Here is a 12,147-nt window from a genome sequence, read left to right as displayed (position 1 = left end):
CCTAAACGGCATCATGCACGCCCCCGAAAGGAGCGTGCATGATGCTGCTGATGCTCGAGGTCAGTGAGTCGAGTGACGGCGACGTGCGACGTAGGTGACGCCACCACCAGCCACGATCAGTGCGCCGCCGAGGACGAGGATCCAGAGGTTGGAGCCACCGGTGTCGGGCAGTGCACCATCGTCGTTCTTGTCGCCACCCTTGGGGAGCAGCGTGACGGTGGCCGAGGCGCTGGCGCTCTGGATGGCCGCCTGCAGCGTCTGAGCGCTGTCGGCGGGCGAGTAGACCGCGGGGGTGACGTCGTTGGACGTGACGACCTTGGCGACTACCGGGACGTTGTCGTCGTACTTGCAGGTGGCCTTGATCGGCGACTTGAAGGTCTTGGACACGACCTTGGTGTCGTAGGTGCCCGAGAGCGTCTTGCCGTTGCCGGTCTGCGTCGCGCTGCCGTTGACGGCCTCGGGGTAGCTGATCGTCCACTGGCAGTCGACGTCCGCCGACGCCTTGTAGGTGAACGTGTTGCCACCGACGAGCACCGAGTCGGGAATCGTCAGCGTCACGTTGGGGATGTCGGGGTATGCCTGAGCGGCACCTGACGACATCAGGGTCGCTACTGCCGCAATGGCTGCCGCGGCAACAAGCCGAACTTTGATCATGACGCTCTCCCAGTGGGCTCCGAGTCTCAATGGTGCTGTGCTGCGTGTTACGCGTCGCGGATTGAAAATCCACGACGCACTCTTAACGAGCGTCACAGACAGTCCGTTACGTTCCAAAGCGTACCGCAGGCGGAGCGGTTCTGTGACCCATCTCATCGCGACAACATGTGAACAGCTCCGTAACCCTCGTCACAGCACGCAAGAGGCGCACCCGGCCGGAGCCGGATGCGCCTCTTGGCGTTGTTGTTCGACGTCAGACCGCGACGGCAACCTCGGCCACGACACCCTTGGCGGCGGTCACGGCGTTGTCGACCGAGATCGACTTGGGAGCCAGCGTGCGCAGCGTCCACTCACCGGGACCGGCGAAGAACCGGAACTGCCCGGTCGCCGAGGTGGGCACCTCGGCGGTGAACTCACCCGTGCGGTCGAGCAGCCGGACGTACGCGTTGCCGACCGGCTGGCCGTCACGCGTCACGATGCCCTGGATCACGGCCTCGTTGGCGACGTCCACACCCTCGAGCGAGGGGCCGCCCTTGATCGCGCCGCACATCAGGCGACACCCGGCTCGTCGCCGAGGGCGACCGGCACGGCACGGAGGGCGCCGTACTCGGTCCACGACCCGTCGTAGTTCTTGACGTTCTCGTGACCCAGGATCTCCTTGAGCACGAACCACGTGTGCGAGCTGCGCTCACCGATGCGGCAGTAGGCGATGGTGTCCTTGGCGTCGTCGAGACCGGCGTCGGCGTAGAGGGCCTTCAGCTCCTCGTCGCTGCGGAACGTGCCGTCGTCGTTGGCGGCCTTGCTCCAGGGCACGTTGCCGGCGGTCGGGATGTGACCGCCGATCTGGGCCTGCTCCTGCGGCAGGTGCGCCGGGGCGAGCAGGCGTCCGGCGTACTCGTCGGGGCTGCGGACGTCGATCAGGTTCTTGGTGCCGATCGACGCGATGACCTCGTCGCGGAACGCGCGGATCGACTCGTCGGCGTCCTTGGCGACGTACGTCGTGGCGGGCCGGTCCGAGACCTCGGTGGTCAGCTCACGCGAGTCGAGCTCCCACTTCTTGCGGCCACCGTCGAGCAGACGGAGGTTGTCGTGGCCGTAGTACTTGAGGTACCAGTACGCGTACGCGGCGAACCAGTTGTTGTTGCCGCCGTAGAAGACGACGGTGTCGTCGTTGCCGATGCCCTTGGCCGACAACAGCGCCTCGAGCTTGTCCTTGCTGACGAAGTCGTGGCGGACGCCGTCCTGGAGGTCACCCTTCCAGTCGAGCTTGATGGCACCGGGGATGTGCCCCTTGTCGTACGCCTCGGTGTCCTCGTCGACCTCGACGAGAACGACCGACGAGTCGTTGAGGTGTTCCTCGACCCAGTCTGCGGTGACGAGCGCGGATTCGCGGCTCATGCTGTACCTCCGTTGTGTGCCCGGGATGGGCGTTGGTTGATGAGACAGTGCGTGTTCGGTGCGGCGGATGAAGTTGTCAGGCGCGAGCCGGCGTGAACCGGCGCAGCGCGAGGTAGAACTCGCATCCGAGGCACAGGCCGACGGATGCGTTGAGCAGGGCAGCCACGAGTGCGAACGCCGTGGCGACGTAGCCGACCGTCGTCGCTCCCGCGAGGAAGGCGATGAGGGCGGCAGCGGTGAAGCCGAGTCCGACGACCTGCGCGAACCGCGGCGGGCGGGCGTCCTCGAGCTCGGCGGGCGGGCCGATCCGGGGACGCACGACCTTGGCGAACAACACCGCGTACGGCGATGCCTGCAGGCTGACCAGTGCCGAGATCGCGAAGACCGCGACCTGGACCGCGAGCAGGGCGACGCTGAGCGGACGCGGGGTGATCAGCACCAGCGCGAGGACGACGGCGGTGATGCCGGCGACGACGCGCAGACCACGAGGGTCCACGTGTGCGGGTTGGGACATGTTGCTCCTGCGCTGGGGCACCACCCGGCATGGCCTGGGCGTGCGGGAACTGACGGACGAAAGGTGTCAGCGCATTCGACACAGCGAGGAGCGCGTGCGGCAGTTGTCGACTGCGCGCCGCCTCGTCAGGTGTGTCGTCTCAAGCATGGGTCCAAGAGTAGGGACAGGTCCGCGGTTATTCACTCCCCGGTCTCATCATGTGGACGTTTGTCCCACATGTTGGCGCGACCACTGCTATCGCAGGGATTTATCGCGGGCCGCCGACAGCCTGACCGAGTGCAGCAAGCACCTGTTCGCGGCGCGGCAGGCCTGACGCGCGGGTCGAGATCGCGCCGTCGGCGTCGAGCACGAGCACCGTCGGCGTACGCATGATGCCGAACCTGCGCACCATGTCGAGGTGCTCCTCGGCGTCGATGTCGACCGCCACGACCCCGTCGACCTTGGCCGCGATGTCGGTCAACAGCACGCGCGTCGCCCGGCACGGGCTGCAGAAGGCGCTCGAGAACTGGACGAGCGTCGCGCGCTCGCCGAGCTCGGTGCCGATGTCGTCAGCGGTGAGCCCGGACCGATCAGCGCGCGGCGGCTGCTCGGCGAACCGGCCGTTCCTCGTCTTGAGCAGCCACGCCACGACCGCCGTCAGCACGACGGCGGCGAGGAGCGCCACGATTCCAGCCATGCCTCCAGCGTACGTTCGGAGACCCAGTCGACCCGGGGCGTCTCAGAGGCCGGGCGCACCCACGAGCTGGCCACCGACATAGACGAGCGGCGCGGCCAGCGCGATCGACAGCGCACCGGGGAACCCCCAGCCCGCAGAGGCATGCGTACTACGTCCTCGTGCCCAGGCCCGGCCGAGCACCTGACCGAGCACGCCGAACAGGGCGGCCGCCGAGCCGACGGCGACGCCGAAGATCCAGGTCAGGGTCGAGTCGACGCTGATCGCGACCGCCGCTCCCCCGGCCGCGCCGGCCAGGACGGCTGCCGACGCGCAGATCCACCGGTCGATCGGGATGAGCCACACCAGCATCCCGGCCGCGAGACCACCGGCACCGACCGCGACGGCTTCGGCCTCGCCGAGCGACTGGGCCGCGCCGATCCAGCCTGCGGTCAGCGCTGCGAAGGTCCCGAGGGTCACGGCGTACGCGGTCGACGGGACGAGGTTGGGGCGACCGTCCTTGCGCAGCATCTGGGCGATCAGGGCCACGAACAGCGACACGGCTATCGCCGGCAGGATCCCGGCCAGCATCCCGTTGTCGGTGGCGCCGACCACGTCGCTCGAGGTGCCGTCGGCACCGTTGAGCAGGTCGGGGGCGAGCGTGATGGCCGTGGCCACGAGCCCGCCGCTCAGGGCCGCGACGAAGTGTGGGGAGCGGATGGAGTGACCCGACGGGTCGACCGCACTCGGTGCGAGGGCGATCAGCACCTGGACCAGCACGACAGCCGCGCCGACGAAGACCGGATCGGCGTACGCCGCCAAGGTGATGACCCCGGCGAGCGCGAGAGTCAGCAAGGTCGATCCGAGGCGTGGCACCCCCGCATGATGCCAGTAGGCCCGCGACGGTCGCTCGCTAACCGCCGGCGAACGGGGGCAGGAACTCGACGGTGTCTCCGGCGTGCAGCGAGATCGTGGCCGGCTCCCGCGCGCCGACCGGCGTGTCGCCGACGAGGATCGAGCACGTGGCGATCACGTCGTCGAAGCGGTCGCGGTCGCGGTGGCGACGGCTGATCTCGTCGAGCAGGTCGGCGAGGGTGCCGGCCGGGACCTGCTCCTCCGCCATGCCCGCGGCCGAGCGCGCAGAGGCCCAGTAGTGGACTGTGACGTCATTCTCATTCACGTCACCTCGTGGCAATTGCTCCGACACATGACGTATTGTTGACCATGCAACGAGGCCACGGTGTTTCACCATGGCCTTTTTCCATATCTGGACCCAGAACGACCCGGCTAACTCACGCGGCACCGAAGGATCCTCATGTCCCACCTGCTCCTCCTCACCAAGAGCACGCAGTCGTCGGTCGAGGTGTTGCCCGCGCTCGCGCTGCTGCCGCACCACGTCAAGATCCTGCCCGCAGAGGCGAGCGCCCTGCTGGACGCGCCACCCTGTGACGCAGTGCTGGTCGATGGGCGCCATGACCTCGCGCAGGTCCGCAGCCTCACGCGCGTCATCCGTACGACCGGCGTCGAGTGCCCCCTGATCCTCATCCTGACCGAGGGTGGCCTGGCGGTTGCCGCGTCCGACTGGGGCATGGACGACGTCATCCTCACGACTGCCGGCCCGGCCGAGCTCGAGGCCCGTCTGCGCCTCGGCATCGGGCGCATCGCGGCAACGCTCGACGGCGACAACGAGAGCCATGTCATCTCCTCGAGCGGGCTCGTCGTCGACGACGCGACCTACACCGCGAAGCTCGAGAACCGCACGCTCGACCTGACGTTCAAGGAGTTCGAGCTGCTCAAGTTCCTCGCGCAGCACCCCGGCCGGGTCTTCACCCGCCAGCAGCTGTTGCAGGAGGTGTGGGGCTACGACTACTTCGGCGGCACCCGCACGGTCGACGTCCACGTACGCCGGCTGCGTGCCAAGCTCGGCACCGACAACGAGACGCTCATCGGCACGGTGCGCAACGTCGGCTACCGCTTCGTCGCGACCAAGACCGAGCCGGCACGCGACACGGCCGACGCGTAGCCGCTGCCCCGGAGCGCGGGCGTCCTGCGAAGATGAGCGCATGGCTCATCTGACTGCCCGCGGTCTCCTCGACCTCGTGCTCGACGAGGGATCGTTCGAGTCGTGGGACGAGCCGGTCGACCACTCCGGGCTCGACCCGAAGTACCAGCAGGAGCTCATCGCGGCGGCCGAACGGGCCGGCACCGACGAGTCGGTGCTGACCGGACGCGGGCTGATGCATGGCAGGCCCGTGGCCGTGCTGGTCAACGAGTTCAGGTTCCTCGCCGGATCGATCGGGCAGGCCGCCGCCAAGCGGATCGTGTCGGCAGTGCGCCGAGCGACGGCTGAAGGACTACCGCTGCTGGCGACCACCGCCTCCGGCGGCACCCGTATGCAGGAGGGCACGCCCGCCTTCGTGCACATGGTCGACATCTCCCGCGCCATCATGGATCACCGCGCGGCCGGACTGCCGTACCTCATCTATCTGCGGCACCCGACGACCGGCGGCGTGTTCGCGTCGTGGGGATCCCTGGCCCACGTCACGGTCGCCGAGCCCGGAGCGCTGATCGGGTTCCTCGGCCCCAAGGTCTACGAGCTCATGGAGGGCCGCCCCTTCCCGCCCAACGTGCAGACCGCCGAGAACCTCGCCGATCGCGGCATCATCGACGCCGTCGTACTGCCGGACGAGCTGCCGCTCCTGGTCGACCGCGCGCTCAGCCTGCTGATCGACCCGCCCACGCCGCAGACCCGCGAGCTGCGCACGGGCGAGGTCACCCGCAAGCGCTCGGCTTGGGAGTCGATCCAGATCACGCGGGCCCGGCAACGCGCGGGCGTACGCGAGGTGCTGCGCTACGGCAGCGACGCGACGCTGCGCCTGCAGGGCACCGAGAAGGGCGAGCGCGACAGCGCCATGATCGTCGCGATGGCCCGGATCGACGGCCAGCCGTGCATCGTGATCGGCCAGGACCGTACGACCCAGACCCGCTTCAAGCCCATGGGGCCGGCCGCGTTGCGCGAGGCGCGCCGCGGGATGCGGCTGGCCAACGAGCTGCGACTGCCCTTGGTGTCGTTCATCGACACCCCCGGTGCCGAGCTGTCGCCCGAGGCCGAGCAAGGCGCGATCGCCGGCGAGATCGCCCGGTGCATCTCGTGGATGTCGACCATGCGGGTGCCGACGGTGTCGGTGATCCTGGGCCAGGGGTGCGGCGGTGGCGCCCTGGCGCTGCTTCCCGCCGACGTCGTGATCGCCGCCGAGAACGCCTGGCTGTCACCGCTGCCGCCCGAGGGCGCCAGCGCGATCGTGCACGGCGACCTCGACCATGCCGCCGAGATGGCCGAGGCGCAGCGCGTCAGCGCGATCGACCTGTTCGAGAACGGCACGGTGCACCACCTCGTCGCCGAGCCGGAGGGCGACACCCCGGAGCAGCTGGCGCGGGCGATCGCCGCCGAGGTCGGGTCCCAGCTCGTGGCGCTGAGGGCACGATGAGCATCCTCGAGCTGGCCGAACGGGCCGCCGAGGCCGACGGCGTCGAGCCGTTCAACGAGGCCAGCCTGTTCGCCCTGAGAGACTGCTCGCGCCCGCGGGTGCTGGTGCACCGGACCGAGTCCGACGGCTCGATCTCCGCTGCGGCGTACGCCGTGGGCGATGCGCCGGTCGAGATCGTCGTCGACCCCGCACACCGACGAGCCGGCAAGGGCCGTCGCATCCTCGACGAGCTCATGGCCGACGGTGAGGACCGCTTCTGGGCGCACGGTGACCTCCCTGGCGCACAGGCCCTGGCCGCTGCAGCGGGACTGGTCGCCGAGCGCATCCTGCTCGTGCTGCGCCTGACGTTCGACGGCGCCCCGGAGCCCGAGCGCGTACCGGATGGCATCACGATCCGCTCGTACGCCCCTGCTGATGCCGACCAGGTCATCGCGGTCAACGCGCGCGCGTTCGCCCATCACCCGGAGCAGGGTGCGATGGACGCTGCGGACTTCGCCCGGCGTACGTCGACAGAGTGGTTCGATCCCGCTGGGCTGTTCGTCGCCGAACGCGACGGGCGCATCGTCGGGTTCCACTGGACCAAGGTCCCTTCGACAGGCTCAGGACAAGCGATGAGTGGAGAGGTCTACGTCGTCGGCATCGACCCGGACGCGCAGGGTGGCGGCCTCGGCACGGCGCTCACGGCTCGCGGGCTGCGCCACATGTACGAGCAGGGCCTGCCGATCGTCGACCTCTACGTCGAGGGTGACAACGCCCCGGCCCTCAAGGTCTACCGCAACCTCGGCTTCCAGGACTGGAAGAAGGACGTCCTCTATTCAGCCGTCGGCTGACGGGTCACTTTTCGCCCGGTGACGGGTCGCTTTTGGACCACTCACGGGTCACTTCCTGCCCGGACGGCAGACCACTTCTGACCCGTCACCGGGCGACTTCTGACCCGTCACCGGGCCAAAAGTGACCCGTCAGCGTCAGGAGAGGCCGCGTTGGAGGGCGGCGGCGGCGCGGCGCACCGCCTTGGGGGCGGAGCGGCCGACACCCACCATGTTGACGAACGTATGGATCAGGCCGTCCTCGCAGACGTACTCGACCGGCACACCGGCCGCGCGTAGCTTGTCGGCGTACGCCTTGCCCTCGTCGCGCAGGATGTCGAACCCCGCGGTGACCACATAGGCCGGCGCGACGCCCGTGACGTCCTGCGGAAGCGGGGACAGCCGCGGGTCGGCCAGGTCCTCGTCGCCGCGCAGGTAGCTCTCCCCGCCGAGGTCCATGAACGCCTTGGTGAGGTAGAACCCCTCGGCGTACGTCGTGCGGCTGGCGCTCGTCCCCGCCACGTCCGTCACCGGGTAGATCAGCAGCTGGAAGGCCGGCTTGATCCCCTCCTCACCAACCGCGCGTTGCGCGACCAGCGCGGCGAGGCCGCCACCGACGCTGTCGCCGCCCACCGCGATGCGGCTGGGATCGATCGCGATGCCCTTGGCGTGCTCGGTGACCCACGTCCAGGCGGCCCACACGTCATCGAACGCCGCAGGGAATGTCGCCTCGGGCGCCAGTCGGTAGTCGACCGCGACGACCCTCACCTGGGCCTCCTCCGCCAGGAACCGGCACGTCGGGTCGTGACTGTCGAGGTCACCGTAGATCCACGCGCCGCCGTGGAAGAACACCAGCGCCGGGGCGTCGCCGGTCAGTCCACGCGGCGTGTAGAAGCGCAGCGTGAGCGGCCCTCCGGGGCCGTCGATCGTCCGGTCGGTGACGGCGCCGATCGGCTGGCTGCCACCGGCGACAGCAGTGGCCGACACCACGTTGGCCCGGCCCTTGCGGATCGGCAGGGTCTCGACGGCGGGCCCCTCGATGCGCTGGAGGCGGAGCAGGAGCTGCATCTCGGGGTCCAGGGTCCGGCCGTCGATCACGACGGGCGCTCCGGCCAGGCGCCTGACCACCGGCCGCGGCAGCGCGAGGAGCGAGCGGGCGGTGACCCCGCGAGCAGAGCCGACCAGCTGGGCCAGGAGCGACATGGTCGACAAGGTAGCGCATCGCCGGTTTGTTCAATCCGCGTTCATCTTCGCCTGCCAAAGTAGACATGTGGACACTCATGACATGGCCGTCGCCGACCTGGAGGCGCCCGCCTCACCGGACGAGTTCGACGTCGACCCTCCGTTCAACCCCGCGGAGAGTGTGCTGCCGCTCGACCGCTTCCTCGACCGCGAGCTGTCCTGGATCGCCTTCAACGCCCGGGTCCTCGAGCTGGCGCAGGACGACGCGCTGCCGCTGCTGGAGCGCGTACGCTTCGCGGCGATCTTCGCCAGCAACCTCGACGAGTTCTTCATGGTCCGCATCGCCGGCCTGAAGCGCCGCATCGCCGCGGGTGTCGCGGTGCCCTCGGCCAGCGGCCTCAACCCGCGCGACGTCCTCACGCGCAGCCTCGCGGCGAGCCAGGAGCTCATGGTCGCGCACGCCGAGACGTACCACCGCGAGCTCGTGCCCGCCCTCGCGGCCAACGGCATCGAGCTCCTGCACTGGGACTCCCTGCGCCCCACCGAGCAGGAGCAGGTCAGCGCGCTCTACCGCGATCGGGTCTTCCCGATCCTGACGCCCCTGGCGGTCGACCCGGCCCACCCGTTCCCCTACATCTCGGGCCTGTCGCTCAACCTCGCCCTCGTGATGCGCAACCCCGAGACCGGCAAGGACCACTTCGCCCGCGTCAAGGTGCCGCCGATCATCAACCGCTGGATGGAGGCCGACGCCGGCCGTTTCGTCCCCCTCGAAGAGGTCATCGCGGCCCATCTCGACCTGCTGTTCCCCGGCATGGAGCTCATCGCCCACCACGCCTTCCGGGTGACCCGCAACGAGGACCTCGAGGTCGAGGAGGACGACGCCGAGAACCTGCTCAAGGCACTCGAGAAGGAGCTGCTGCGCCGCAAGTTCGGCCCGCCCGTACGTCTGGAGGTCGAGGAGTCGATCGACCCCGGTGTGCTCGACCTGCTCGTCTCGGAGCTCGGCATCAAGGTCGACGAGGTCGTACGCCTGAGGGGACCGCTCGACCTGCGCAGCCTCAACGAGATCGCCGACCTCGACCGGCCCGAGCTCAGCTACGACCGGTTCGTGCCGGGCACGCACGAGCACCTCGCCGAGGTCGAGACGTCCAAGCCCGCCGACCTGTTCAGCGCGCTGCGCAAGCGCGACGTGCTGGTGCACCACCCCTACGACTCGTTCGCCACGAGCGTGCAGCGCTTCATCGAGCAGGCCGCCGCCGACCCGCACGTCCTGGCGATCAAGCAGACGCTCTACCGCACGTCGGGCGACTCCCCCATCATCGACTCGTTGGTCGACGCCGCACGCGCCGGCAAGCAGGTCCTGGTGCTCGTGGAGATCAAGGCGCGCTTCGACGAGCAGGCCAACATCCGCTGGGCGCGCAAGCTCGAGCGGGCCGGCTGCCACGTCGTGTACGGCCTGGTCGGCCTCAAGACCCACTGCAAGCTCGCCCTCGTCGTCCGCGACGAGCCCGACGGGCTGCGCCGCTACGCGCACATCGGCACCGGCAACTACAACCCCAAGACCGCGCGGCTCTACGAGGACTTCGGCCTGCTGACCGCCGACCCCGACATCACGCACGACCTCACCGACCTGTTCAACAACCTCTCCGGGTTCGCGCAGGACTTCTCCTACCGCCGGCTCATGGTGGCCCCCGCAGGGCTGCGCGACGGCATCGTCGAGCGCATCGACACCGAGATCGCCCACCACGCGGCCGGCCGCCCCTCGGGCATACGCATCAAGGTCAACTCCCTCGTCGACGAGGCCGTGATCGACAAGCTCTACGAGGCGTCGCGCGCCGGTGTGCAGGTCGACCTGGTGATCCGCGGCATCTGCACCCTGCGGCCCGGCGTGCCCGGCCTGAGCGACAACATCCGGGTGCACAGCATCCTCGGCCGCTTCCTGGAGCACAGCCGCATCTACTGGTTCGCCGGTGGCGGCGAGCCCGAGGCGTGGATGGGCTCGGCCGACCTCATGCACCGCAACCTCGACCGCCGCGTCGAGGTGCTCGTACGCGTGCCGTCGGCCGCGCACACCGAACAGCTCGGTGACCTGCTGGCGCGGTCGGTCGATCCGGAGACCACCTCGTGGCACCTCGGAGCCGACGGGCAGTGGGACCGGCACGTGGGCTCGTCCGACCTGCAGTCCGTGCTGATCGATCGCGCAAGGGCCCGCCGCAGCCGCTGAGCCGACCTCGGTGGTTGGGGTGCGTGAGCGAGCCTGCGACGGCACCGCCCTTCGCTCGCAGAGCTCGCTCCCGTTCGGCCGCAGGCGGCCTCACTAGGGAGCGGGTGGTCGCTGCTAGGGCAACGGGCAGCCGGCGAAGAGCAGGGGGCCGTCGGCGCCCATGTACGCCGTGCTGTCCGGGTCGTGGCTGAAGCGCAGCACGGCAGCACTCCCCCGCACCGCTGACAACCGCAGCACGAGCGACTCCTCGAGCTGCCCGGAGCGCCCGATGAACGGGCCGGAGGCGAGCGCCCGGCGCACCTGGAGCTGGCGCGCGGCGACCGACGGCGAGCGGAAACCGAAGGCGAAGCGCATGGTCTCGCTCGTCCGCGACCCGGCGTCGAGCGCGCGACCCGCGTACGTCGGCTCGACCAGCTCGCCGGCCCGGTCGATCGCGGCGCGCGCCTGGGCCTTGACGTCGGCACCGGCGTCGTCGAGCGACGCGGACTGACAGGTGAACGACCCGGTCTGCAGGAGCACGCTGTCGGCTCCCGCGAGCGTGTCCGCCACGTCGGCGGCGGCTCGTACGCTCAACAGCGACGGCGCGTCGCGGTGGATCGTCTCCAGGACCGCGGATGCGTACGGGGCCCGGTCCGCTGCGACCACGAGGCGCAGGCTGGGCACCAGCGTGACGGCCGCCAGCGTCGACGCCAGCTCAGGGTTCACGGTGCTGTTGTTGTCGGCGTCGATCGTCCACACCCCGTCGTCGTCCGCATAGCCGAGCTTGCCGAGGTGCGCCCGTACGGACGCGAACGACACCGAGTCGTCGAGCTTGCCGACCATCACGGACCCGTCCTTCGCCTGCCCGTACGCCTCCCAGTCGAGGTCCGCCACCGACCAGCCGTACGCGTCGTGCATCTCCTCGGTGTGCTGGCCGATGACCGAGCGGGTCGACAGGTCGCGCAACGAGGCGTCATCAGTCAGCGCCGCCCTGGCCGACGCGGACTTCGATCCACCCAGCCGGAGTGCCTGGCGGACCCGCGACCAGTCCGTGAAACCGGCGACCTGGGTGTCGGCCGGCAGCGAGTCGAGTGCCGACGTCATGGCCGAGCGGCTGTCGGCGGCCACCTCGTCACCGACCCATCGGGCCCCGACGATCGCCACCGCGATCACGAGCAGGGGGGCCAGGACGGAGACCATGACGAACCGGAGTCGCATCCCGTCCATGTCTCCTTCATCCGCCGGCCATC

The 12,147-nt window shown here is 69.6% G+C and carries 13 protein-coding genes; 4 read left to right on the top strand and 9 right to left on the bottom strand.

What is annotated here, in order from left to right; genetic code table 11:
• Nucleotides 1–60: 60 nt before the first annotated feature.
• The 7 genes from BOSE46_RS07785 to BOSE46_RS07755 all read right to left on the bottom strand — a co-directional run bounded on the left by BOSE46_RS07785 (nucleotide 61) and on the right by BOSE46_RS07755 (nucleotide 4,398).
• Nucleotides 61–654 (bottom strand): LPXTG cell wall anchor domain-containing protein, encoded by a 594-nt coding sequence (locus BOSE46_RS07785; RefSeq protein ID WP_159539697.1) that lies wholly within the window; start codon nucleotides 652–654, stop codon nucleotides 61–63.
• A gap of 253 nt (nucleotides 655–907) precedes the next feature.
• Nucleotides 908–1,204, bottom strand: coding sequence for a DUF1416 domain-containing protein (locus BOSE46_RS07780; protein WP_056211478.1), 297 nt, complete (start codon nucleotides 1,202–1,204; stop codon nucleotides 908–910).
• Nucleotides 1,204–2,052, bottom strand: coding sequence for a sulfurtransferase (locus tag BOSE46_RS07775; RefSeq protein ID WP_159539696.1), 849 nt, complete (start codon nucleotides 2,050–2,052; stop codon nucleotides 1,204–1,206). The genes BOSE46_RS07780 and BOSE46_RS07775 overlap by 1 nt, the downstream gene beginning before the upstream one ends.
• A gap of 76 nt (nucleotides 2,053–2,128) precedes the next feature.
• On the bottom strand, nucleotides 2,129–2,566 hold the full coding sequence (locus tag BOSE46_RS07770) for a DUF4395 domain-containing protein (RefSeq protein WP_159539695.1): 438 nt from the start codon (nucleotides 2,564–2,566) through the stop codon (nucleotides 2,129–2,131).
• A 247-nt stretch (nucleotides 2,567–2,813) separates the two neighbouring features.
• Complete coding sequence (locus BOSE46_RS07765) at nucleotides 2,814–3,242, bottom strand: co-chaperone YbbN (RefSeq protein WP_159539694.1); 429 nt, start codon at nucleotides 3,240–3,242, stop codon at nucleotides 2,814–2,816.
• Between the two features lie 42 nt (nucleotides 3,243–3,284).
• Nucleotides 3,285–4,094: a hypothetical protein gene (locus tag BOSE46_RS07760; RefSeq protein ID WP_159539693.1), complete on the bottom strand. Its 810-nt coding sequence runs from the start codon at nucleotides 4,092–4,094 to the stop codon at nucleotides 3,285–3,287.
• A 37-nt stretch (nucleotides 4,095–4,131) separates the two neighbouring features.
• Nucleotides 4,132–4,398 carry a MoaD/ThiS family protein gene (locus BOSE46_RS07755; protein WP_236551658.1) on the bottom strand — a complete coding sequence of 89 codons (267 nt, stop codon included), beginning with the start codon at nucleotides 4,396–4,398 and terminating at the stop codon, nucleotides 4,132–4,134.
• A 135-nt stretch (nucleotides 4,399–4,533) separates the two neighbouring features.
• Between BOSE46_RS07755 and BOSE46_RS07750 the strand changes: the two genes are divergently transcribed.
• From BOSE46_RS07750 to mshD, 3 genes are read left to right on the top strand one after another with little or no spacing between them, the layout of a single operon-like run.
• Nucleotides 4,534–5,241: a response regulator transcription factor gene (locus tag BOSE46_RS07750; RefSeq protein ID WP_159539692.1), complete on the top strand. Its 708-nt coding sequence runs from the start codon at nucleotides 4,534–4,536 to the stop codon at nucleotides 5,239–5,241.
• 40 nt (nucleotides 5,242–5,281) lie between these two features.
• Nucleotides 5,282–6,706 carry a carboxyl transferase domain-containing protein gene (locus BOSE46_RS07745; RefSeq protein ID WP_159539691.1) on the top strand — a complete coding sequence of 475 codons (1,425 nt, stop codon included), beginning with the start codon at nucleotides 5,282–5,284 and terminating at the stop codon, nucleotides 6,704–6,706.
• Nucleotides 6,703–7,536, top strand: a complete 834-nt coding sequence (gene mshD / locus BOSE46_RS07740) for a mycothiol synthase (protein WP_159539690.1) — start codon at nucleotides 6,703–6,705, stop codon at nucleotides 7,534–7,536. Before BOSE46_RS07745 ends, mshD begins: the two co-directional genes overlap by 4 nt.
• Nucleotides 7,537–7,671: 135 nt before the next feature.
• Here the strand turns inward: mshD and BOSE46_RS07735 are convergent, their stop codons facing one another.
• A complete protein-coding gene (locus BOSE46_RS07735) occupies nucleotides 7,672–8,715 on the bottom strand; it encodes an alpha/beta hydrolase (protein ID WP_159539689.1) in 1,044 nt (347 codons plus the stop codon).
• An 82-nt stretch (nucleotides 8,716–8,797) separates the two neighbouring features.
• Here BOSE46_RS07735 and BOSE46_RS07730 point away from each other — a divergent pair, with 82 nt between their 5' ends.
• Nucleotides 8,798–10,918: an RNA degradosome polyphosphate kinase gene (locus BOSE46_RS07730; RefSeq protein WP_201299573.1), complete on the top strand. Its 2,121-nt coding sequence runs from the start codon at nucleotides 8,798–8,800 to the stop codon at nucleotides 10,916–10,918.
• Nucleotides 10,919–11,032: 114 nt separating this feature from the next.
• On the opposite strand, the gene BOSE46_RS07725 is transcribed toward BOSE46_RS07730, so the two are convergent.
• Nucleotides 11,033–12,124: a hypothetical protein gene (locus tag BOSE46_RS07725; protein WP_159539687.1), complete on the bottom strand. Its 1,092-nt coding sequence runs from the start codon at nucleotides 12,122–12,124 to the stop codon at nucleotides 11,033–11,035.
• Nucleotides 12,125–12,147 lie beyond the last annotated feature (23 nt).

It is taken from the genome of Aeromicrobium sp. 9AM, from assembly GCF_902506105.1.
GTDB lineage: Bacteria > Actinomycetota > Actinomycetes > Propionibacteriales > Nocardioidaceae > Aeromicrobium.
Note: the sequence above shows the minus strand (reverse complement) of the source record. Positions and strands in the feature narration are given on the sequence as shown.

Coding starts and splice junctions, on each gene's coding strand:
- BOSE46_RS07785 (WP_159539697.1), bottom strand. CDS start 654: ATGATCAAAGTTCGGCTTGTTGCCGCGGCAGCCATTGCGGCAGTAGCG.
- BOSE46_RS07780 (WP_056211478.1), bottom strand. CDS start 1,204: ATGTGCGGCGCGATCAAGGGCGGCCCCTCGCTCGAGGGTGTGGACGTC.
- BOSE46_RS07775 (WP_159539696.1), bottom strand. CDS start 2,052: ATGAGCCGCGAATCCGCGCTCGTCACCGCAGACTGGGTCGAGGAACAC.
- BOSE46_RS07770 (WP_159539695.1), bottom strand. CDS start 2,566: ATGTCCCAACCCGCACACGTGGACCCTCGTGGTCTGCGCGTCGTCGCC.
- BOSE46_RS07765 (WP_159539694.1), bottom strand. CDS start 3,242: ATGGCTGGAATCGTGGCGCTCCTCGCCGCCGTCGTGCTGACGGCGGTC.
- BOSE46_RS07750 (WP_159539692.1), top strand. CDS start 4,534: ATGTCCCACCTGCTCCTCCTCACCAAGAGCACGCAGTCGTCGGTCGAG.
- BOSE46_RS07745 (WP_159539691.1), top strand. CDS start 5,282: ATGGCTCATCTGACTGCCCGCGGTCTCCTCGACCTCGTGCTCGACGAG.
- mshD (WP_159539690.1), top strand. CDS start 6,703: ATGAGCATCCTCGAGCTGGCCGAACGGGCCGCCGAGGCCGACGGCGTC.
- BOSE46_RS07735 (WP_159539689.1), bottom strand. CDS start 8,715: ATGTCGCTCCTGGCCCAGCTGGTCGGCTCTGCTCGCGGGGTCACCGCC.
- BOSE46_RS07730 (WP_201299573.1), top strand. CDS start 8,798: ATGGCCGTCGCCGACCTGGAGGCGCCCGCCTCACCGGACGAGTTCGAC.
- BOSE46_RS07725 (WP_159539687.1), bottom strand. CDS start 12,124: ATGGACGGGATGCGACTCCGGTTCGTCATGGTCTCCGTCCTGGCCCCC.